Source organism: Nocardia sp. NPDC059177 (assembly GCF_042755165.1).
Taxonomy (GTDB): domain Bacteria; phylum Actinomycetota; class Actinomycetes; order Mycobacteriales; family Mycobacteriaceae; genus Nocardia.
The window spans coordinates 12,819-34,797 of sequence record NZ_JBHZBX010000004.1; the positions used below are offsets into that span (position 1 = coordinate 12,819).

Genomic DNA, 21,979 nt, shown 5'->3' on the forward strand with positions numbered 1-21,979 from the left:
GCATCGCGGACAGACCGTACTCGGTCGTACAGTTGAACCTACCAAAAGGTATGGGCAGGGGTCGCGGGTTCAGTCCGCCGCCGGCGGTGGCCGCTTGCGGCGCGCGGTCGTCTGGTCGATGCGCGGGTCCTCGGTCACCGAATAGTGTTTCACGTACTCGGACAGGAACGCCTGCACGGTCGCCGTGGCCGGGATGGCGAGCAGCGCGCCGACCGCGCCGAGCAGCGCGCCACCGGCCAGCACCGCCAGCAGCGCGATCGCGGCATGGACATCGACGGTGCGCGCGGTGATGCGCGGTTGCAGCAGATAGTCCTGGATCCACTGGTAGAGCACCGCGAAGACGATGATCCAGACCGCGTCGAGCGGGTCGACGGTCAAGGCGACGAACACCGGCAGGATCGCCGCGATGTAGGTGCCGAAGGTCGGGATGAACGCGGAGATCACGCCGAACCAGATGCCCAGCGCGATCGCGTTCGGAATGCCGAGGATCGCCAGGAACACCCCGTGCGCGACGGCCGAGACGATGGCCAGCAGCACCCGCGAATACAGGTAGCCGCCGGTCTTGTCGATAGCCAGGTCCCAGGCGTGCAGGAAGCTCTGTTGCCGGTCCGGGGGCAGCAGCGAGCACACCGTGCGCCGCACCTTCGGCCCGCCCGCGGTGAGATAGACGCTGAACAGGGCGATGGTGAGGAGCTGGATCAGCCCGCCGAGCACCGTGGTCGACACACCCCAGGCATTGTCGGCGGCGGTGCGCGCGTAGCCCTCGATCAGGTCGGACTCGCGCAGCAGCCGCTGACTCAGGTCGTGCGGGGTGAAGTCCTGGCCGAACGCGCGGTTGACCCAGCCGATGCCGTCGTCGAGCAGCCGCGGCGACTCGTGCGCCAGATTCGTCACCGTCTCCACCAGCAGGGTGACCAGCGCCGCGAGAAAGGCCAGCACGCAGGCGAAGGTGCCGACGAAGACCAGGGCGGTGGCCAGGCCGCGCGGCAGCCCGCGGCGCACCAGCAGCGCGACGGCGGGTTCCATGGCCAGGGCGATGAAGAAGGCCACCAGCAGCACGATCAGCAGACCGAGCAGCCGATGAAAAGCCCAGTCGGCCAGCAGGAACAGACCGAAGAAGACCAGCCCGAGCGCCATCGCGCGCGGCAGCCACGGCGGCATCCGGGCGCGCGTGCGCGGTGGGTTCTCCGGGGATTCGGTGTCCACGGCTCCCAGTGTCACCCCGGTCGGTCCCGCACCCCGGTACCGACCCGCGCACGATCATCGCCGGCGGGTGCTCACTGGCCGCGGGAGAAGACCGCGACCAGGAAGTCCGCGTCGTCGGTGAACGGGCGCAGGTCCCAGGTCGAGAGCAGCAGATCGACCGACAGACCGGCCGCCGCGGCATCGGCGAGGAACTCGGGGAACGGATAACCGCGGTCGGCGCCGAAGCCGGTGACCACCCGGCCGCCGGGCGCGAGGTGGCGGGCGAAGCCGGACAGCACCGCCGGCCGGGTCGACGGCGCGACGAAGGTCAGCACATTGCCCGCGCTGACGATGACATCGAAACCCGGATCGGGCAGGTCCACTTCGGCGAGGTCGCCGACCAGCCAGGTGGGTCCCGGATAGTCCGTGCGCGCCGCCTCGATCAGCACCGGGTCGATGTCGACGCCGACCACCGTGTGCCCGGCGGCGTGCAGGTAGCCACCGACCCGGCCGGGTCCACAGCCGGCGTCGAGCACCCGGCTGCCGCGCGCCAGCATCGCATCGATCAGCCGGGCCTCGCCGACGATGTCCTGGCCTTGCGCGGCCAGCGTCCGGAACCGCTGCACGTACCAGGCCGAATGATTCGGATCGGCGGCGGTGAGTTCCTCCCACCCGCTCGGTGTGCGCTCGTTCGACGACGCGCCCATGCTCGTCTCCTCCGCGATTCGACAACACTGTTGCGGCCCACCCTAGGCGGGACGGTTCACCCTTTGAGGCGCAGGACCGCGAGCACCCGGCGGTGCCGGGTGTCCGAGGGTGGCAGATCGAGCTTGGTGAAGATATTGCCGATGTGCTTCTCGACCGCGCGTTCGGTGACCGAGAGGGCCGCGGCGATGGCGTTGTTCGTCAGGCCCTGCGCCATCAGTTCGAGGACTTCGCGCTCACGCGGGGTGAGCCGCGCGAGGGAATCCTGCTGGCGGGAGGCACCCATCAGCTGGCTCACCACCTCGGGGTCGAGGGCGGTGCCGCCGGTGGCGACCCGGTGCAGAGCGTCGACGAAATCGCGGACATCGGCGACCCGGTCCTTGAGCAGATAGCCCACACCGCCGGCGCCACCGGCGAGCAGCTCGGTCGCGTACCGGGTCTCGATCCACTGGGAGAACACGAGCACGCCGGTCAGCGGGTACTTCCGGCGCAGTTCGATGGCGGCTAGGAGGCCCTCGTCGGTGAAGGTCGGTGGCATCCGGACGTCCACGACCGCGACATCGGGCGCGTGGGTGCCGACCACCTCGCTCAGTGTCGTCGCGTCGCCGACCATGGCGACCACCTCGTGGCCGCGTTCGGTGAGCAGCCCGGCCAGCCCGTCGCGCAGGATGGCGTTGTCCTCGGCGATCACCACCCGCAGCGAGTCGTGCGCGGCGGTCACTGCGGGCCCGCCGTCGGCAGCAGCAGGGTGATCACGGTGGGTCCGCCTGCCGGGCTGTGCACGTTCAGTGATCCGTCGACGGCCTGGGCACGGGCGGCGAGCCCGGTCAGGCCGCTGCCGGTGGTGTCCGCCCCCGGGCGGGGTGCGCCGCCGATGCCGTTGTCGCGCACGGTGACCGTGATGGTGCGGATACTGTCGGGCAGCACCGACACCTCGGCGCGGCTCGCCCGCGCGTGCTTGACCACATTGGTGAGCAGTTCGGCGACGGAGAAGTAGGCGATCGCCTCGATGGCCGGGCTGGGGCGCTTCGGCAGATTCACCTTCAGGGTCACCGGGACAGCGCAGCGTGCGGTCAGCGTCTCCAGCGCGGGGCCGAGGCCGAGTTCGAGGGCGGGCGGATGGATGCCGCGGACCAGTTCGCGCAGCTCGGTCAGGGCTTCCTTGGCCGAGGCGTGCGCGTCGGCGAGGAGATCGCGGGCGTCACCGCCGACGGCCAGGCGTTCCTCGGCGCGGCCCAGTGCCATGGCGATGGTGACCAGTCGCGCCTGGGTGCCGTCGTGCAGGTCGCGTTCGACCCGGCGCAGGGTGGCGGCGGCGTCGTCCACGGCGGCGCGGCGGCTGGCGCGCAGTTCGGCGAGCTGATGATCGCGCGGTGTCGCGGCCAGCAGGTGCACGGTGTGCATCCGGTGCAGCCAGCACACCGCGCGGATCAGCCAGGGCAGGGCGAAGCACCCGATGATGCCGACGGCGGACATGGCCAGTGCGCGCGGCCAGGTGTCGACGTAGAACGAACCGAACTGGACGAGGCTGTGGTGTTCGACGCCGTTCTCGTCCACCTGGACCGGATCCAGCAGCGCCCACGGAAGGGGGGAGACGGCGGTGAATCCGACGACGGCGATCACCGTGAGCAGCACATAGCCGACCACGACGCCGAGCACCGACTGCGCGACCAGGAACAGTGTCGCCCGCCAGCTCGCCCGATCGGTGAACGCGCTCTTCAGGAACCCGAAGAACCCCTGCTGCGGCGCGAAGTCCGGTGGCGGTTCGACCGTCGCGCCGAGCAGTTCCCGGCCGAGGACCCGATAGACCCGTCCCCACACCCGCCCGCCGAGCAGGACCAGTGCCAGCAGCGGAATACCGACGAGCAGGATCGAGAGATACAGCGCGCCGCCGAAGCCGAAGAACAGATAGCACACGGCCACGCAGCCGAGGACGAACGACAGGATCAGGTAGGCGAATTCTTTCCAGGTCCTGGCCTGGAACGGGGCGCGCAGGATCGCGCCGAGCACATCGGGCACGCGCGTGCCGGGGCTCGATGCGGGCTGTACGGCGGCCGGTGCGAGGGTCGGTTCACCACTGGGGTCGAGGACCAGGGTCGGCTCGGCGGGTTTCTCGGTCATGACTTCCATGGTTGTCGTCGTGGGTCGAGTTCTCGATCGAGCTGTCCACCGAATCCAAGGTGTGGCCAGCTACACCCTTCTTCCCTGGAAGGTTATCTTCTTCGGAGAAGTATCTGCTGTACCGAGTGCATGTGAGGGAGACGGATCCTTGTCGACATCTGGGCGCGGAAGCGATCCCGGCGCGATCTTCCGCCGGTATCTGAGTTCGGTGGTGCTGCACGCGCAAGCGGGCGCCAAGGCCGTCGACCTCGGCGCGACGGACCTGTACGCGCTCAATATCCTCGAGCTCAGTGGCGCGATGACCCCCGGCGAATTGGGGACGCGGGCCGGCCTGACCACGGGCCCGACCACCCGCCTGGTGGATCGGCTCGAACGGGCGGGCTACGTGCGGCGCGCCGCCGACCCCGGCGATCGCCGCAAAGTGATCGTCGAACCCGTCGATCAGCCCGCCGATCTGGACGCCGTGCTGGCGCCGGCCCGCCGCCGCATCGCCGACATCGTGGCGAGCTATACCCCGGAGCAGCGCGCGCTGCTCTTCGACTACTTCCACCGCGCGGCCGAGGCCTTCCAGCAGTCGGTCGACGACATCGCCGCGCGCGGCGCCGACGACCGGATCAGCTGAGCGGATCGCCGGGACGGCGCCGGCTGGACTGGTCGGCGGTGAGGTTGTGGTACAGCAAGCTCAGGTCGAGCGAGTCGGGGGTCGCCTTCCTGGCCTGCGTACCGCGGTCGACCTGGCGGTGCAGGGCCTCCATGGTCTCGTCGAGCTGGGTGGCGACCTCGGCGGCCTGGGCGAGATCGGTGCGCAGGTTCGGCGGTACCTCGCCGCGGTACTTGTAATAGATCTTGTGCTCGAGGCTGGCCCAGAAGTCCATCGCGATGGTGCGGATCTGGATCTCCACCGGGATCCGTTCGGTGCGGTCGGAGCGGAACACCGGAATCGACACGATCAGGTGCAGGCTCTGGTAGCCGTTGGGTTTGCGGTGGGTGATGTAGTCGCGCTCCTCGAGGACGGTGATGTCCTCCTGACCGGCCAGCATGTCCTTGATGACCCCGATGTCGGAGATGAAGCTGCACACCACCCGCACCCCGGCGATGTCGAGGACGTTCGCCCGGATCGAGGCCAGGTTCATCGCGTAGTTCTTGCGCTGCACCTTCTCCAGCACGCTCTCGGGCGATTTGAGCCGCGACCGCACGTGCTCGATGGGGTTGTACTCGTGGGCGTTGTTGAAGTCCTCGCGCAGGATATTGATCTTCGTGGTGACCTCGTCTATCGCGAACTTGTAGCCGAGCATGAAGTCGACGAACTGTTCACGCAGTGCCCACAGATCGTCGACGTCGACCCGCTCGCCGTTTCCGAGCGGAGCGAGGTCGGTCGTGTCGTCCAGCTGCCAGGGTTTCATCGAGCTCCATTGTGCCTGGCGACCGAATGGCGAGACGTTCTGGTGATTTCATCTCACGGTCGTGTGATCGCCCGGGCGGCCGTGTCCGCGACCTGTTCGTCGCTGAGACTGCTGTCGGGCAGGAGCGCGTGGGACAGGACGGTGCGGACGATGACCTCGGCGGCCTGGCGCGGGGGGAGCGCGAGCGCGGTGTCGCCGCGTGCGGCCACGAGTGGTTCGGCGAAGGTGGCGACGGTCTCGACGAGATTGCGCTCGGACTGATCGTGGCGGATCGCGATGGTCAGCAGCCAGGCGGGTTCGTGGTTGCGCAGGTAGGTGAATGCCGCGTGCGTGCGGAGGTATTCGAGCGCGAAAAGGGTCGCTGATCGGGCGATATCGGCAACGGGTTCGAACAGGTCGAGTGTGCCGTAGGCGGCCGCGACCATCCGCCCGATCTCGTGGCGGCCGAGCGCGGAGATCAGTGCCTTCTTGTCGCCGAGTTCACGGTAGGCCGTGGCGCGTGAGATGCCGGCCCGCTCGGCGACCATGGTCAGGGTCAGCCCGTCGAGGCCGGATTCGGCGATCAGGTCCACGGCGGTGTCGAGGAGTTCGTCGATGGACCGGGTCGAGGAGGTCATGGCTCTTTCTACTCCGATCGGGCCAGGGGATCTCTTGACACCCCGCTACATGCTGAGACTAATCTACCGAAGAGTCGCACGGTGGTGCTGCGGCGAATCGGTCGTGCGGACGCCGGACAACGATATCGGAGGGCGAAGTGGCACAAGAGCGAACCCATGCGGTGGTGCTGGGCGCGAGCATGGCCGGGCTGCTGGCCGCGCGGATACTGAGCGAGAGCTTCGCGCAGGTCACCGTGGTCGAGCGCGACGATCTGTCCGCGCCGGGGGACCGGCGCGGGGTGCCGCAGGGCAGGCACGTGCACGCACTGCTGGCGCGCGGAACGCAGATCTTCGAGGAGCTGTTTCCCGGGCTGACCGGGCAACTGCTGGCCGACGGTGCGGTCGAGTGCCGCGCGCTGAGCGAGATGCGGATGTCGCTGTCGGGCCACACGCTGCGCCGATCCGACAGCGGGTACTCGGTGCTGCAGGCGAGCAGGCCCTTCCTGGAATGGCGGGTGCGCGAACGTGTGCGCGCCCTGCCGAACGTCGTGGTGCTCGACGGACACACGGTCGAAGGACTGGACTACGACCGGGCCGCCGGGCGGGTGCGCGGCGTTCGGGTGGCCGGGCTGGGCGAGCTCTCGGCCGATCTGGTCGTCAGCTGTCTGGGCCGGCACGGGCCGATCGGGGACTGGCTCGCCGACCTGGGCTACGAGCGTCCGGCCGAGGAAGGCGTGCGGATCGACATGATGTACGCCAGCCGGAATGTCCGGCTGCCCGCCGGCGCGGTGGACGGCAAGGAGATCATCGTCTCCCAGCAGGACCCGGCCCGCGGGCTGGCGATGTTCGCGGTCGAGGACGGCAGGCATCTGCTCACCCTGATCGGCTACGGCAACGACCACCCGCCGACCGATCCCGACGGCTACTGGCGCTTCGCCGCCTCGGTGGCCCCGCCGGATGTGCGCCGGGCGCTGGTGGAGGCCCAACCGCTCACCGACATCGCCACCTACCGCTACCTGGCCAACCAGCGGCGTCGCTACGAGCGGCTGACCCGGTTCCCCGACGGACTCCTCGTCCTCGGTGACGCCGTGTGCAGCTTCAGCCCCGCTTTCGGCCAGGGAATGACGGTCTCCGCGTTGCAGGCTCTGCGCTTGCGCGCGGTCCTGGCCGACGGCAACCACGAGCTGCCCCGCCGCTGGTTCCGGGCCGCGGCCACGGCCATCGACGACGCCTGGCTGATCACCAAACTGTTCGACCTGGCCATGCCACACGTCGACGCGAGCGGACAGACCCGGATGCGGCTGGCCGGGCACCTGGCCGGGATCGGGCTGGCGGCGGGGGCCCGCGACGAGCGGGTGGGTCGCGCGGTCGCGCGCATCGCCGGGCTGCTGGACCGGCCGACCGCGGTCCTGCATCCGGAGACGCTGGCGCACACCGCCACCGCCCTCGGCGGCGTCGGCCTCGACCAGGCCCGGCAGCTGCTCACTGCCCCGCTGCGGACCCGGCACAGCACCTCGTTCGACCCGCTCCCGTACGGACCGGCGCGCGGCTTCCACCGGCTGACCGTCCGCTCGGTCGTGCGCGACACCCGCGACAGCGCGATCGTCGAGTTCACCGTCCCCGCCGAACTGTCCGGCAACTTCCGGTACGCCGCGGGCCAGCATCTCGTCGTGCGCGGCATCCGCGACGGCGAACCGATCCGGCGTAGCTACTCCCTCTGTGATGCGCCCGGTGCCGGCCGGCTGCGGATCGGCGTGAAACGCCAGGACGCGGGTGCGTTCTCCACCTACGTCGTCGACGGCAGGATCGCCGGGTCGGCGCTCTACGTCGGCGAGCCCGCCGGCGCGTTCACCCCGGTGCTCGATCCCACGGCGCGCCGTAGCTACGCGGCGGTCGCGGCGGGCAGTGGGATCACCCCGATCGCCGCCATCATCGCCGCGGTGCTCGGCACCGAACCGCACAGCACCTTCGTCCTGTATTACGGCAACCGCGTCGCCACCGACATCATGCTGGCCGACCGGCTGCACGAACTCGTGGATCGCTTCCCGGGGCGCCTGCGGGTGCGCCATCAGCTCTCGCGACAGGGCACGAGCACCCTGCCCCGATCGACGCAGGAGGTGATCTACCGGCGCGGCCGGATCGATCCGGCCGCGCTCGCCGGCGCCGACCACTGGTTCCTGTGCGGTCCGAAAGAGCTGGTGTCCCAGACTGTCACGGTGCTGACCGAGCGCGGCGTCGATCGTTCCCGGATCCAGTTCGAACTCTTCGAGACCGGCACCCCGAGCGCGCCGGCCGGGGACGCGCCGATCAGCCGCGTCACCGTCACCGGATACGGTCCGCCGCTGGAATTCGACATGCCGAGGAACCGGTCCATCCTCGACGCCGCCCTCGACCGCCGCGAGGACCTGCCGTACTCCTGCCTCGGCGGTTCCTGCGGAACCTGCCGCGCCACCGTGGAATCCGGGCAGATCGAGATGGACGAGGACCCACTGCTGGCGATCACCGACGCGGAGACCGCCGCCGGATACGTCCTGGCCTGCCGCACCCGCCCGGCCTCCGACGACGTCGCGCTCCGCTTCGCACCCTGACCGCACGACTGTGCCCCGCACCCGAGGGCGCGGGGCACAGTGGGGGATCAGAGGAAGCGGGCGATGAGGTCCTTCATGACCTCGTTGGCACCGGCGTAGATCCGCGCGATGCGCCCGTCCGCCCACATCCGCGCGATCGGGTACTCCTCCATGTAGCCGTAGCCACCGTGCAGCTGCACACAGCGGTCGATCACCTGGGACTGCTGATCGGTGGTCCAGTACTTGACCATCGCGGCGGTCTTCACATCCAGCGCGCCGCGCAGGTGCTTCTCGACCGCGGAATCGACGAAGGTCCGCACCACCTCGGCGATGGTCGCGCACTCGGCCAGCTCGAACCGGGTGTTCTGCATCGCGAACAGCGGCTTACCGAAAGCGTTGCGCTGCTTGACATAGGCGAGGGTCTCCTCGACCGCCGCCTCGATCGCCGCCGCGGCCGCGACACCACAGATCAGCCGCTCCTGGGGGAGCTGCTGCATGAGCTGGATGAAGCCCTGGCCCTCGGCGGTGCCGAGCAGGTTGGCCTGCGGTACGCGCAGTCCGTCGAAGAACAGCTCGGTGGTGTCCTGGCCCTTCTGGCCGATCTTCTTGAGCAGCCGGCCGCGTTCGAAGCCGGGGGTGTCGTCGGAGACCTCGGCCACGACCAGCGACACGCCCTTGGCGCCCTGGGTCGGGTCGGTCTTGACCGCGATGATCAGCAGGTCGCAGTTGCGGCCGTTGGAGATGAAGGTCTTGGCGCCGGTGATCAGGTAGTCGTCACCGTCCTTGACCGCCTTGGTGGCGATGTTCTGCAGGTCCGAGCCGGTGCCGGGCTCGGTCATCGCGATCGCGCCGATCCATTCGCCGGAGGCGAGCTTGGGCAGCCAGCGCTTCTTGTTCTCCTCGGTGGCGTAGGCGAGCAGGTAGTGCGGGACGATGCCGGTGTGCACGCCCAGCTGCATGGACGAATCGCCGCCCTTGACCTGCTCGCTGAACAGCACGGCCTCGTGGGCGAAGGTGCCGCCACCGCCGCCGTACTCCTCGGGCACCGACATGCACAGCAGGCCCAGCTCACCGGCCTGCCGGTAGACCTCACGGCTGGGGTATCCCTGGGCGGCGAATTCCTCGCGGTGGGGTGCGACGGTGTCGGTGAAGAAGGCGCGGGCCAGCTCGGCCAGGCCCTGCAGCTCCGCGTCGGCGTCGGTGTCGACGGTGCTCATCGAGTTCTCTCCTCGTTGTGGATGGACAGCACCAGAGTGGACATCCTGTTGGCGATCTGTCAATAGTCCCTGAAGAGTGATTTCATAGCGATGCCGAACTTGTTGACAATCTGTCAACAGTCCGCCATGGTATGAAGTACTTGGACATCCAACTATTGGATCACCTCCAACTATGCGCTCGGGCGCACCCCCAACGAACAGGACTGGCATGGTTCGCGAACTGACTCATTTCATCGGCGGCGCGCACGTCTCCGGCACCTCCGGCGCCTTCGGTGACGTCTTCGACCCGAATCTCGGCCGGGTGCAGGCCCGGGTGCCGCTGGCGAACGCCGGCGAGGTCGAGGCCGCGATCGCCGATGCCGCCGCCGCGCAGCCGGTGTGGGCCGCGTTCAACCCGCAGAAGCGCGCCAGGGTGCTGATGAAGTTCCTGACCCTGGTCAACGACGAGATGGACAGCCTCGCGGCGCTGCTGTCCTCGGAGCACGGCAAGACCATCGCCGACGCCAAGGGCGACATCCAGCGCGGCCTCGAGGTCATCGAGTTCGCCGTCGGTATCCCGCACCTGCTCAAGGGCGAATACACCGAGAGCGCGGGCACCGGCATCGACGTGTACTCGATGCGTCAGCCGCTCGGTGTCGTCGCCGGTATCACCCCGTTCAACTTCCCGGCCATGATCCCGCTGTGGAAGGCCGGTCCGGCGCTGGCCTGTGGCAACGCGTTCGTGCTCAAGCCGTCCGAGCGCGATCCGTCGGTGCCGCTGCGGCTGGCCGAGCTGTTCCTCGAGGCGGGTCTGCCGCCGGGGGTGTTCAACGTGGTCAACGGTGGCAAGGAAGCCGTCGACACGATCCTGCGCGACCCGCGGATCAAAGCGGTCGGCTTCGTCGGTTCGACCCCGATCGCCCAATACATCTACGAGACCGCGACCGCCAACGGCAAGCGCGCCCAGTGCTTCGGTGGCGCGAAGAACCACGCGATCGTGATGCCCGACGCCGACCTCGACGACGTCGCCGACCAGCTCATCGGCGCCGCCTACGGCTCGGCCGGTGAACGCTGCATGGCGCTGTCGGTGGCCGTGCCGGTGGGGGAGGAGACCGCCGATCGGCTGATCGGCAAGCTGACCGAGAAGGTCAACAAGCTCAATGTCGGCCGCTCCGACGACGCGGGCGCCGACTTCGGTCCGCTGGTCGGCGCCGACGGCGTGGACCGGGTGAACGGCTACGTCCAGATCGGTGTCGACGAGGGCGCGGAACTGGTCGTCGACGGCCGCGGCCTCACCGTGGACGGCGCCGAGGACGGCTTCTTCGTCGGTGCCAGCCTGTTCGACAAGGTCACCGCCGACATGCGGATCTACCAGGAGGAGATCTTCGGCCCGGTGCTCACCGTGGTCCGCGCGGGCGACTACGAACAAGCCCTCGGCCTGGTGAACGACCACCAGTACGGCAACGGCGTGGCCATCTTCACCCGCGACGGTGACACCGCCCGCGACTTCTCCTCGCGCGTGCAGGTCGGCATGGTCGGCGTGAACGTGCCGATCCCGGTGCCGATCGCCTACTTCACCTTCGGTGGCTGGAAGGGCTCGGGCTTCGGTGATCTCAACCAGCACGGCCCCGACTCGATCCGTTTCTACACCAAGACCAAGACGGTGACCCAGCGTTGGCCCGCAGGCCAGAAGGAATCCAACGCGTTCGTCATCCCGACGATGGACTGACCCGATGTTCACACTCGATGCCGACGAACGGGCGATCGGCGAGACCGCCCGCCAGTTCGCCGACGAGTTCCTCGCGCCCGACGCGCTGGAATGGGACGAGCGCAAGCACTTCCCGGTCGACGTCCTGCGCAAGGCGGGCCCGGTCGGATTCGGCGGGATCTACGTGCGCGAGGACGTCGGCGGCTCCGCGCTGCGCAGGCTCGACGCCGTCCGGATCTTCGAACAGCTCTCGACCGGCTGCCCGGCCGTGGCGGCCTACATCTCGATCCACAACATGGCCGCCTGGATGATCGACACCTACGGCACCGAACAGCAGCGTCACCGCTGGGTGCCGGGGATGGCCTCGATGGATCTGCTCGGCAGCTATGCCCTCACCGAACCCGGGGTCGGCTCCGACGCGGCGGCCCTGACCACCAAGGCCGTGCGCGACGGAGACGAGTACGTGCTCACCGGTGCCAAGCAGTTCATCTCCGGTGCGGGCGCCAACGATGTGTACGTGATGATGGTGCGCACCGGCGGCGACGGCCCGCGCGGGATCTCGGCGCTGATCGTGCCCGCCGACACCCCCGGTCTGTCGGTGGGGCCGAACGAGCGCAAGATGGGCTGGAACGCCCAGCCCACCCGTCAGGTGATCCTGGACGAGGCGCGGGTACCGGTGGCCAATCTGCTCGGCGCCGAGGGCGAAGGCTTCTCGATCGCGATGAACGGGCTCAACGGCGGCCGGCTCAATATCGCGGCGTGCTCGCTCGGCGGCGCCCAGTCGGCGCTGGACAAGACCATCGGCTATCTCACCGAACGGCACGCCTTCGGCAAATCGCTGATCCGCAACGAGGCCTTGCAATTCGAACTCGCGGACATGCGAACCGAACTGGAGGCCGCGCGCACACTGCTGTGGCGGGCCGCCGCCGCCCTCGACGCGGACGCGCCGGACAAGGTCGCACTGTGCGCGATGGCCAAGCGGTTCGCCACCGATGTCGGCTTCGACGTGGCGAACAAGGCACTGCAACTGCACGGTGGCTACGGCTACCTGCACGAATACGGCCTGGAGAAGATCGTGCGTGACCTGCGGGTACACCAGATCCTCGAGGGCACCAACGAAATCATGCGGGTTGTCGTGGCCCGTTCACTGACAGGAGCGGCATGACCGACGAACCCGAAGTGCTGATCACCGTCGCCGACGGGCTCGGGCTGATCACCCTGAACCGGCCCAGGGCGATCAACGCGCTCAATCATCCGATGGCCCAGGCCATCACCGAGGCGCTGCGCGCGTGGGCAGGCGACGACGCGGTGCGTGCCGTGGTTGTCACCGGCGCCGGTGAGCGTGGGCTGTGCGCGGGCGGTGACATCGTCGCCATCCACGCCGACGCGAAAACCGGGACGGCGGGCCCGGATTCGCCGACCGGGGTGTTCTGGCGCGACGAGTACGTGCTCAACGCGCTGATCGGCCGCTACCCGAAGCCGTATGTGGTGATCATGGACGGCATCGTGATGGGCGGCGGGGTCGGCCTGTCCGGGCACGGCAGCCATCGCATCGTCACCGAGCGGTCCCGGATCGGGATGCCCGAGGTCGGGATCGGTTTCGTGCCCGATGTCGGCGGCACCTATCTGCTGTCGCGGGCGCCGGGCGAGATCGGCACCCACGTGGCGCTGACCACCGCGCGGATGAACGCCGGTGACGCCATCGCCGCCGGGTTCGCCGACCACCACGTGCCCTCGGCCGCGCTCCCGGACCTGCTCGACGCGCTGCGCACCGAGACCGTCGACGCCGCCATCGCGAAGTTCGCCCAGGCGGCGCCCGCCTCGGACCTGGCCGCCCAGCGCGGCTGGATCGATGCCTGCTACCGCGCCGACACCGTCGAGGAGATCGTGGCCGCGCTGCGGGCCGACGAGTCCCCCGAAGCGGCCAAGGCCGCCGAGGATCTGCTCGCGAAATCGCCGGTCGCGCTGAAGGTCACGCTGCGGGCCCTGCGCGCGGCCCGCGCACTGCCGGGTCTGGAAGCGACGCTGAACCAGGAGTACCGGGTCTCGATCGCCTCGCTCGGCTCGCACGATCTGGTCGAGGGCATCCGCGCTCAGGTCGTCGACAAGGACCGCAACCCGCGGTGGCAGCCCGCGACCCTGGCCGAGGTCACCGATGCGCAGGTGGCGGCCTATTTCGCCGACCTGGGCGCGAACGAACTCGGTCTCAGCACTCCGGAGGCACAGGCATGAGCAAGAAGATCGGTTTCCTCGGGCTCGGCCACATGGGTGCGCCCATGGCCGCCAACCTGGTCGCGGCGGGCCATGACGTGCTCGCCTACGACCCGGTGCCCGCCGCCCAGGACCAGGCCCGCGCCGACGGCGCCACCGTGGTCGTCTCCGCCGCCGAGGCGGCCACCGGCCGCGACGTGGTGATCACCATGCTGCCCAACGGCAAGCTGGTGCTCGACGTCTACGCCGAACTGCTGCCCGCCGCGGCACCGGGCACCCTGTTCATCGACTGTTCCACCATCGACGTGGCCGATGCGAAAGCCGCGGCCGCACTGGCTGTCTCGGCCGGGCACCGGCCGCTGGACGCGCCGGTCTCCGGTGGTGTCGCCGGCGCGGCCGCGGGCACCCTCACCTTCATGGTGGGCGGTGCGGCCGCCGACTTCGCCGACGCGCTCGCGGTGCTCGAGGTGATGGGCGGCAAGGTGGTGCACTGCGGTGCCGCCGGGGTCGGCCAGGCCGCCAAGATCTGCAACAACATGCTGCTCGGCATCTCCATGATCGGTCTGTCCGAGGCGCTGGTGCTGGGCGAGCAGCTCGGCCTGAGCCACCAGTCCTTCTTCGACGTGGTCTCCACCGCCTCGGGCCAGAGCTGGGCCCTGACCAGCTACTGCCCGGTGCCCGGTCCGGTGCCGACCAGCCCGGCCAACAACGACTACCAGCCCGGTTTCGCCACCGCGCTCATGTCGAAGGACCTCACCCTGGCCGCGAACGCCTTGCGCGCCAACGGCATCGACGGCCAGCTGGGCGAACTCGCCGCCGCGATCTACGCCCGGTTCAACCAGACCGACGCAGGCCGCGACTTCTCGGCCATCGTCACCGACATCCGGGACCGGTCCGGGGAGGCGGGCGCGTGAGCGAGTTCGACACGATCCTGCTCGAGCGCAAGAACCGGGTCGGCTGGATCACGCTGAACCGGCCCAAGGCCCTCAACGCCCTCAACACCCAGGTCCTCGACGACATCGTCGCCGCCCTGGACGAACTCGAACGCGACGACGAGATCGGCGCGGTCGTGATCACCGGCTCGGCCAAGGCCTTCGCGGCGGGCGCCGACATCAAGGAGATGCAGCCCAAGTCCTACATGGACATGTTCATGGACGACTTCTTCGCCCGCTGGGACCGGCTGGCGCAGTTCCGCAAACCCACCGTGGCAGCCGTCGCGGGCTATGCCCTCGGTGGTGGCTGCGAACTGGCGATGCTGTGCGACATCCTCATCGCCGCCGACACCGCGCAGTTCGGGCAGCCCGAGATCAAGCTCGGCGTCATCCCGGGCATCGGCGGTTCGCAGCGGCTGACCCGCGCGGTCGGCAAGGCCAAGGCGATGGATCTCATCCTGACCGGCCGGAACATGGGCGCCGAGGAAGCCGAGCGGGCCGGGCTGGTCTCGCGGATCGTGTCCGCCGACCAGCTCCTCGAGGTCGCCGGTGCGGTCGCCGAGACCATCGCGGCCAAATCGCTGCCGGTCACCATGATCGCCAAGGAAGCGGTCAACCGCTCCTTCGAGACCACCCTCGCCGAAGGCATCCGCTTCGAGCGCCGGGTCTTCCACTCACTGTTCGCGATCGAGGACCAGAAGGAAGGCATGAGCGCCTTCGTCGACAAGCGGACCGCACAGTTCACCCACCGCTGACCTGTCACACGACACAGTTTCGAGGAACCATGACCGAGGCATTCATCTACGACGCGATCCGCACCCCGCGCGGTCGAGGCAAGAAGAACGGCGCCCTGCACGGCGTGAAACCGCTCGCCCTGGTGGTCGGGCTCATCGACGAGCTCAAGGCCCGTCATCCCGGACTCGACCCGCGCACGATCGACGACGTGGTGCTCGGCGTGGTCTCCCCGGTCGGCGACCAGGGCGGCGACATCGCCAAGACCGCCGCCCTGGCCGCCGGCCTGCCCGACACCGTCGCCGGTGTGCAGCTCAACCGGTTCTGCGGCTCCGGGCTCGAAGCGGTCAACACCGCCGCCCAGAAGGTGCGTTCGGGCTGGGAGCAGCTGGTGATCGCCGGTGGCGTGGAATCGATGTCGCGGGTGCCGCTGGGTTCCGACGGCGGCGCCATGGCCCTCGATCCGATGACCAACTACCAGGGCTACTTCGTCCCGCAGGGCATCGGCGCCGACCTGATCGCCACCATCGAGGGCTTCACCCGCGAGGACGTCGACGCCTTCGCCGTGCGCTCGCAGCAGAAGGCCGCGGCGGCCTGGTCGGGCGGCTACTTCGCCAAATCGATCGTGCCGGTCACCGACATCAACGGCGCCGTGATCCTCGACCACGACGAGTTCATGCGCCCGAACACCACCGTCGAGAGCCTGGCCGGGCTCGCCCCGTCGTTCGCGGCCATGGGCGAGATGGGTGGTTTCGACGCGGTCGCGCTCCAGCGCTACCACCACGTGGAGAAGATCGACCACGTCCACCACGCGGGGAATTCCTCGGGGATCGTGGACGGCTCGGCACTGGTGCTGGTCGGCAGCGAATCCGCCGGTGTGGCCGCCGGTCTCACCCCGCGGGCCCGGATCGTCGCCGCCGCGGTGAGCGGCGCGGACTCCACCATCATGCTGACCGGCCCGGTCCCGGCGACCGAGAAGGTGCTGGCGCTGGCCGGCCTCACCGTCGACGACATCGACCTGTTCGAACTCAACGAGGCCTTCGCCTCGGTGGTGCTCAACTTCCAGAAGAAGCTGCACGTGCCCGACGAGAAGATCAACGTCAACGGTGGCGCGATCGCCATGGGCCATCCGCTGGGCGCCACCGGCGCCATGATCACCGGCACCATGGTCGACGAGCTCGAGCGCCGGGGCGCGCGGCGTGCGCTGATCACCCTGTGCATCGGCGGCGGCATGGGCATCGCCACCATCATCGAGCGCGTCTGAGCGCCGGATCCCGGATAGAGGAAAGACCATGAGCGAGAACATGATTGCCTGGGAGCTGGGCGCCGACCGGGTGCTCGTGCTCACCATCGACGACCCGAGCCAGGCGACGAACACCATGACCGAGGCGTTCGCGCGGGATCTCACCGCCACCGTCGACCGCCTCGAGGCCGAGAAGGACAGCTTCGACGGGGTGATCCTCACCTCGGGCAAGCCGACCTTCTTCGCCGGCGGTGACCTGAACCTGCTGATGAACGCCACCGCCGCCGACGCACCGCAGATCGCGCTCGGTCTCGACACCTACAAGGCGGCCTTCCGCCGGCTGGAGACCCTCGGCAAGCCGGTGGTCGCCGCGATCAACGGCACCGCGCTCGGCGGCGGCTTCGAGGTCGCCCTCGCCACCCACCACCGCATCGCCCTCGATGCCAAGGGCAGCCTGCTCGGCCTGCCCGAGGTCACCTTCGGTGTGCTGCCCGGTGCGGGCGGTGTCACCCGGACCGTGCGGCTGCTCGGCATCACCGCCGCGGTGCTGAACGTGGTCGGCCAGGGCCAGCGGATGAAGCCGGCGAAGGCGTTGCAGGTCGGGATCGTGCACGAGGTCGCCGCGACCCGCGAGGAGATGTTCGACAAGGCCCGCGCCTGGATCGCGGCCAACCCCGAGGCCGCGCAGCCGTGGGATGTCAAGGGCTACAAGATCCCCGGCGGCACCCCGTCGAGCCCGGCGCTGGCCGCGAACCTGCCCGCCTTCCCCGCCAATGTGCGCAAGCAGCTCAAGGGCGCGCCGATGCCGGCGCCGATCGCGGTGCTGGCCACCGCCGTCGAGGGCGCGCAGGTCGATATCGATACCGCCTTCGCGATCGAGACCCGCTACTGCACCAACCTGATCTGCGGTCAGGTCTCGGCCAATATGATCAAGTCCCTGTTCTTCGATCTGGGGACGATCAACAAGGGCGGCAGCCGCCCGGAAGGCTTCCCCGTGCGCACGCCGGAGAAGGTCCTCGTGCTCGGCGCGGGCATGATGGGCGCGGGCATCGCCTATGTGCAGGCCCGCGCCGGCATGCAGGTCGTCCTGAAGGACGTCACCATCGAGGCGGCCGAGCGGGGCAAGGACTACTCGCGCAAGCTGCTCGACAAGGCGCTGCGCAAGGGCGCGATCACCCAGGACAAGTACGACGAGATCCTGGGGCGCATCCACCCGAGCGCCGATCCGGCCGACGCCGCGGGCTGCGATTTCGTCGTGGAAGCCGTCTTCGAGGACCCGGGCCTGAAGAAGAAGGTCTTCGGCGAGATCGAGGCGCTGGTGAACCCGGACGCCCTGCTCGGCTCCAACACCTCGACCCTGCCCATCACCGATCTGGCCACCGGCGTGCAGCGCCCGGCCGACTTCATCGGCCTGCACTTCTTCTCGCCGGTCGACAAGATGCCGCTGGTCGAGATCATCGTCGGCGAGCAGACCAGCGACGAGGCCATCGCCCGCGCCGTCGACTACACCCTGGCGATCAAGAAGACCCCGATCGTGGTGAACGACAGCCGCGGCTTCTTCACCAGCCGGGTGATCGGCCAGTTCATGGACGAGGCCATCGCCCTGGTCGCCGAGGGCGTGCACCCGGCCTCGGTCGAGCAGGCCGCCACCCAGGCCGGCTACCCGGTGGGCGCGCTGGCACTGGCCGACGAGATCAATATGAAGCTGGCGCAGAAGATCCGGCGCAGTCTCAAGGAGAACCTCCTCGCCGAGGGCAAGCGCTGGACCGAGTCCAAGGCCTACCCGCTCGTCGACGCCATGGTCGACGACTTCGACCGCCCCGGCCGCTTGGAAGGCCGCGGCTTCTACGAGTACGACGCCGACGGCAAGAAGCTGGGCCTGTGGCCCGAGCTGGCCGGCAAGTACACCCGCTCCGACCACGGCATCCCGTTCATCGACATGCAGGAACGGATGCTGTTCGCCGAATCCCTCGACACCGTCCGGTGTTTCGACGAGGGTGTGCTGCGCACGGTGCCGGACGCGAATATCGGATCGATCTTCGGTATCGGTTTCCCGGCCTGGACCGGCGGTGTCATCCAGTACATCAACCAGTACGCGGGTGGCCTGGCCGGATTCGTGGCCCGCGCGGACGAGCTGCGCGCCGCCTACGGTGACCGTTTCGAGGTCCCGGAGTCGCTGCGTACCAAGGCGGCGGCAGGCGAAACCCTCGGCTGACCTGCCCGTTGTAGCCAGCGACCCCGGTACCGGTGACCCCGGTGCCGGGGTCGCTGTCTTCGGCAGCTCCGCTGCTGCGGTAACTCTCCATTAGGTGTGCCGCAGATGCGTGGAATACACTTCTTCTGTGTCGTATTTGCGGATCAGTGAAGTCGCTGCCCTGATGGGTGTCAGCGATGACACCGTGCGTCGTCACCTCGACCAGGGCCGGTTGACCGCGGTGCAGCTGGACAACGGGCGCAAAGGGGTGGACGGACGCGAGCTGGCGGAATTCCTGCACGCCGGCGCGGAACATCCCGAGCCGGGCGTCACGGTCGCGACCTCGGCGCGCAATCGTCTGCGCGGGATCGTCACCCGGATCGTGAAGGACACCGTGATGGCCCAGGTCGAGATGCAGGCCGGGCCGTTCCGGCTGGTGTCGCTGATGAGCCGCGAGTCCGTCGACGAACTGGGTCTGGAAGTCGGCAGCATCGCGGTGGCCTCGGTCAAGTCGACACATGTCGTGGTCGAAATACCGGAGAACTGATGAGGGCGAACATGATTCGTACGATGTGCGTGGCCGGTGCGGTGGCGCTGGCCGCGGTCGGCTGTGGAACCGAGGACACGGCCGCGCCCGGGGACGGGATCTCCGGGACGGTGACCGTGTTCGCCGCGGCCTCGCTGACCGAGACCTTCACCGAGCTGGGTAAGCAGTTCGAAGCCGCGCACCCCGGCACGAAAGTGGTGTTCAGCTTCGCCGGCAGTTCGGCACTGGCCGAACAGATCGAGCAGGGCGCACCCGCGGACGTGTTCGCCTCGGCGGCGCCCAAGAACATGCAGCAGGTGCTGGACGCGGGCGACATCACCGCCCAGCCGGTGACGTTCGTGCGCAACCGCCTCGCGATCGCGGTCCCCGCGGGCAACCCCGGTCACATCACTGGGCTGGCCGACTTCGGCGCGGCCGAGCCGAAGATCGCGGTGTGCGCCGAACAGGTGCCCTGCGGTGCGGCGGCACAGACAGTGTTCGCCGCCGCCGGGGTCACCCCGCGGCCCGACACCAGGGAATCCGATGTGAAAGCCGTGCTGACGAAGGTGATCCTCGGCGAGGTCGACGCCGCCCTGGTCTACCGCACCGATGTCCAGGCCGCCGGTGACAAGGTCGAGGGCATCGCCTTCCCCGAGGCCGACACGGCGGTCAACGAGTACCCGATCGCGCCGCTGGCGCAGGCGCCCAATGCGGCGGCCGCGGCGGCCTTCGTCGAATTCGTCGGCTCGGCGCCGGCCCGCGCGATCTTCGCCCAGGCGGGATTCGACACCCCGTGACCCGCGTCGCGCGCCGGCGGGCGACGCGAGGACGGCGACCGCTGATCCTCGTGCTCCCCGCCGTGTGCGGGCTGATCTTCCTGGTCCTGCCGATGGTCGGACTGCTGCTGCGGACTCCGTGGCGCAGCCTGCCCGAGCGGCTGACCAGCGCCGAAGTCGGGGAAGCGCTACGGCTTTCGCTGGTCTGCGCGACCTCGGCGACCGTGGTCTGCCTGGTGCTCGGCATTCCGTTGGCCTGGCTGCTGGCCCGTGGTGACCTCCCCGGTGTCGGCCTGGTGCGGGCTCTGGTGACGGTGCCGCTGGTCCTGCCGCCGGTGGTCGGCGGCGTCGCGCTGCTGCTGGTGCTGGGCAGGCGGGGCATCGTGGGCAGGCACCTCGAGGAGTGGTTCGGGTTCTCGCTGCCGTTCACCACGCCCGGGGTGATCGTCGCGGAAGCCTTTGTCGCCATGCCGTTTCTGGTGATCTCGGTCGAAGGCGCGCTGCGCAGCGCCGACCCGCGTTTCGAGGAGGCGGCCGCGACCCTCGGCGCGTCCCGCTGGCTGACCTTCCGGCGCGTCACACTGCCCTCGGTCATGCCAGGGGTCGTCGCCGGTGCGGTGCTGTGCTGGGCTCGGGCACTGGGCGAGTTCGGCGCCACCATCACCTTCGCGGGAAGCTTCCCCGGCACCACGACCACCATGCCGCTGGCGGTGTACCTGGCCCTGGAAACCGATCCGGAGGACGCGATCGTGCTCAGTATCGTGCTGCTGGCGGTGTCGGTGGCGGTGCTCGCCGCCCTGCGGGACCGGTGGACGAAGGGGACACTGTGACCCTGCACGCCGAGATCCGGGTCGCCCGTGCGGCCTTCACCCTCGATATCGCCTGCGCAGTCGCGCCGGGGGAGGTGGTCGCGCTGCTCGGACCCAACGGGGCGGGCAAGACCACCGCGCTGCGGGCGCTGGCCGGGCTGACCCCGCTGACCGGCGGCCGGATCGCGCTCGACGACCGCGCCTGGGACGCACCACCGGGCACCTTCGTGCCGCCGGATCGCCGCTCGGTCGGGGTGGTCTTCCAAGACTACCTGCTCTTCGCGCATCTGAGCGCGCAGGAGAACGTGGCCTTCGGGCTGCGGGCGCGCGGACAGCACCGCCGGGTGGCCCGCGAGCGCGCCGCGCACTGGCTCGAACGGGTCGATCTCGGCGCCCGCCTGCACACCAGGCCGCGTGCCCTCTCCGGTGGCCAGGCGCAGCGGGTCGCGCTCGCGCGCGCCTTGGCGACCGACCCCGAGCTGCTGCTGCTGGACGAACCGCTGGCCGCCCTCGACGCGGGCACCAGATTGCAGGTGCGCTCGGAACTGGGCAGGCATCTGCGTGACTATCCGGGGCGCACGGTGCTGGTCACCCACGATCCGCTCGACGCGATGGTGCTGGCCGACCGCCTGATCATCATCGAGAACGGCGGCATCGTCCAGGAGGGGCCACCGTCCGAGGTCGCCCGGCACCCGCGCACCGACTATGTCGCCGACCTGGTCGGCCTGAACCTGTACCGGGGCATCGCCACGGGCACCACCGTCGACCTCGGAGGCGGCGCGCACTTCACCGTGGCCGAACCCGCCACGGGCGCGGTGCATATCGCCTTCGCGCCGAACGCGGTGAGCCTGTACCGGCAGCGACCGGACGGCAGCCCACGCAACACGTGGCAGGCGACGGTGGCCGGCATCGAACAGCACGCGCACACCACCCGGGTGCGGTTGGTGGGCGCGCCGTCGGTGCTGGCCGAGGTCACGCCCGCCACGGTCGCCGAATTGCGCCTGGAGCCCGGTGCGCGGCTCTGGGCGACGGTGAAAGCGACCGAAATCCGCACCTATCCCGCCTGAACTGCCGC

General features: G+C 69.4%; 20 protein-coding genes. 13 read left to right on the forward strand and 7 right to left on the reverse strand.

The window, feature by feature from the left end; genetic code table 11:
* Positions 1-69: 69 nt before the first annotated feature.
* From ACFXK0_RS06445 to ACFXK0_RS06460, 4 genes are all read right to left on the reverse strand, one after another.
* Positions 70-1,206 (reverse strand): AI-2E family transporter, encoded by a 1,137-nt coding sequence (locus ACFXK0_RS06445; protein ID WP_379408816.1) that lies wholly within the window; start codon positions 1,204-1,206, stop codon positions 70-72.
* Positions 1,207-1,277: 71 nt separating this feature from the next.
* Positions 1,278-1,892: a class I SAM-dependent methyltransferase gene (locus tag ACFXK0_RS06450; RefSeq protein WP_379408817.1), complete on the reverse strand. Its 615-nt coding sequence runs from the start codon at positions 1,890-1,892 to the stop codon at positions 1,278-1,280.
* A gap of 56 nt (positions 1,893-1,948) precedes the next feature.
* Positions 1,949-2,590 (reverse strand): response regulator transcription factor, encoded by a 642-nt coding sequence (locus ACFXK0_RS06455; RefSeq protein ID WP_379409173.1) that lies wholly within the window; start codon positions 2,588-2,590, stop codon positions 1,949-1,951.
* 17 nt (positions 2,591-2,607) lie between these two features.
* Positions 2,608-4,011, reverse strand: a complete 1,404-nt coding sequence (locus tag ACFXK0_RS06460) for a sensor histidine kinase (RefSeq protein ID WP_379408818.1) — start codon at positions 4,009-4,011, stop codon at positions 2,608-2,610.
* Positions 4,012-4,159: 148 nt separating this feature from the next.
* On the opposite strand from ACFXK0_RS06460, the gene ACFXK0_RS06465 reads away from it, so the two are divergent.
* The gene (locus ACFXK0_RS06465) at positions 4,160-4,633 is read left to right on the forward strand and encodes a MarR family winged helix-turn-helix transcriptional regulator (protein WP_379408819.1); all 474 of its coding nucleotides are present in this window, start codon (positions 4,160-4,162) and stop codon (positions 4,631-4,633) included.
* Here ACFXK0_RS06465 and ACFXK0_RS06470 read toward each other — a convergent pair.
* Together ACFXK0_RS06470 and ACFXK0_RS06475 are read right to left on the reverse strand one after the other, a co-directional pair.
* Complete coding sequence (locus tag ACFXK0_RS06470) at positions 4,626-5,414, reverse strand: GTP pyrophosphokinase family protein (RefSeq protein ID WP_379408820.1); 789 nt, start codon at positions 5,412-5,414, stop codon at positions 4,626-4,628. The genes ACFXK0_RS06465 and ACFXK0_RS06470 overlap by 8 nt on opposite strands.
* 53 nt (positions 5,415-5,467) lie before the next feature.
* Complete coding sequence (locus tag ACFXK0_RS06475) at positions 5,468-6,031, reverse strand: TetR/AcrR family transcriptional regulator (RefSeq protein WP_379408821.1); 564 nt, start codon at positions 6,029-6,031, stop codon at positions 5,468-5,470.
* Between the two features lie 137 nt (positions 6,032-6,168).
* On the opposite strand from ACFXK0_RS06475, the gene ACFXK0_RS06480 reads away from it, so the two are divergent.
* Positions 6,169-8,598: a 2Fe-2S iron-sulfur cluster-binding protein gene (locus ACFXK0_RS06480; protein WP_379408822.1), complete on the forward strand. Its 2,430-nt coding sequence runs from the start codon at positions 6,169-6,171 to the stop codon at positions 8,596-8,598.
* A 47-nt stretch (positions 8,599-8,645) separates the two neighbouring features.
* Here the strand turns inward: ACFXK0_RS06480 and ACFXK0_RS06485 are convergent, their stop codons facing one another.
* Positions 8,646-9,794 carry an acyl-CoA dehydrogenase family protein gene (locus ACFXK0_RS06485; protein WP_379408823.1) on the reverse strand — a complete coding sequence of 383 codons (1,149 nt, stop codon included), beginning with the start codon at positions 9,792-9,794 and terminating at the stop codon, positions 8,646-8,648.
* Between the two features lie 208 nt (positions 9,795-10,002).
* Between ACFXK0_RS06485 and ACFXK0_RS06490 the strand changes: the two genes are divergently transcribed.
* The 11 genes from ACFXK0_RS06490 to ACFXK0_RS06540 all read left to right on the forward strand — a co-directional run bounded on the left by ACFXK0_RS06490 (position 10,003) and on the right by ACFXK0_RS06540 (position 21,971).
* Complete coding sequence (locus tag ACFXK0_RS06490; RefSeq protein WP_379408824.1) at positions 10,003-11,502, forward strand: CoA-acylating methylmalonate-semialdehyde dehydrogenase; 1,500 nt, start codon at positions 10,003-10,005, stop codon at positions 11,500-11,502.
* 4 nt (positions 11,503-11,506) lie between these two features.
* Positions 11,507-12,646: an acyl-CoA dehydrogenase family protein gene (locus ACFXK0_RS06495; protein WP_379408825.1), complete on the forward strand. Its 1,140-nt coding sequence runs from the start codon at positions 11,507-11,509 to the stop codon at positions 12,644-12,646.
* Entirely contained in the window at positions 12,643-13,713 is a 1,071-nt protein-coding gene (locus tag ACFXK0_RS06500; RefSeq protein WP_379408826.1) for an enoyl-CoA hydratase/isomerase family protein, read from the forward strand. The genes ACFXK0_RS06495 and ACFXK0_RS06500 overlap by 4 nt, the downstream gene beginning before the upstream one ends.
* A complete protein-coding gene (gene mmsB, locus ACFXK0_RS06505) occupies positions 13,710-14,606 on the forward strand; it encodes a 3-hydroxyisobutyrate dehydrogenase (RefSeq protein WP_379408827.1) in 897 nt (298 codons plus the stop codon). The genes ACFXK0_RS06500 and mmsB overlap by 4 nt, the downstream gene beginning before the upstream one ends.
* The gene (locus ACFXK0_RS06510) at positions 14,603-15,379 is read left to right on the forward strand and encodes an enoyl-CoA hydratase (protein WP_379408828.1); all 777 of its coding nucleotides are present in this window, start codon (positions 14,603-14,605) and stop codon (positions 15,377-15,379) included. Before mmsB ends, ACFXK0_RS06510 begins: the two co-directional genes overlap by 4 nt.
* 29 nt (positions 15,380-15,408) lie before the next feature.
* Entirely contained in the window at positions 15,409-16,620 is a 1,212-nt protein-coding gene (locus ACFXK0_RS06515) for an acetyl-CoA C-acetyltransferase (protein WP_379408829.1), read from the forward strand.
* A 28-nt stretch (positions 16,621-16,648) separates the two neighbouring features.
* Complete coding sequence (locus ACFXK0_RS06520) at positions 16,649-18,814, forward strand: 3-hydroxyacyl-CoA dehydrogenase NAD-binding domain-containing protein (RefSeq protein ID WP_379408830.1); 2,166 nt, start codon at positions 16,649-16,651, stop codon at positions 18,812-18,814.
* Positions 18,815-18,941: 127 nt separating this feature from the next.
* Positions 18,942-19,340, forward strand: coding sequence for a molybdopterin-binding protein (locus ACFXK0_RS06525; protein ID WP_379408831.1), 399 nt, complete (start codon positions 18,942-18,944; stop codon positions 19,338-19,340).
* An 11-nt stretch (positions 19,341-19,351) separates the two neighbouring features.
* On the forward strand, positions 19,352-20,116 hold the full coding sequence (modA, locus tag ACFXK0_RS06530) for a molybdate ABC transporter substrate-binding protein (RefSeq protein ID WP_379408832.1): 765 nt from the start codon (positions 19,352-19,354) through the stop codon (positions 20,114-20,116).
* Positions 20,113-20,925, forward strand: a complete 813-nt coding sequence (modB, locus tag ACFXK0_RS06535; protein ID WP_379408833.1) for a molybdate ABC transporter permease subunit — start codon at positions 20,113-20,115, stop codon at positions 20,923-20,925. Before modA ends, modB begins: the two co-directional genes overlap by 4 nt.
* Positions 20,922-21,971 carry an ABC transporter ATP-binding protein gene (locus ACFXK0_RS06540; protein WP_379408834.1) on the forward strand — a complete coding sequence of 350 codons (1,050 nt, stop codon included), beginning with the start codon at positions 20,922-20,924 and terminating at the stop codon, positions 21,969-21,971. The genes modB and ACFXK0_RS06540 overlap by 4 nt, the downstream gene beginning before the upstream one ends.
* Positions 21,972-21,979 lie beyond the last annotated feature (8 nt).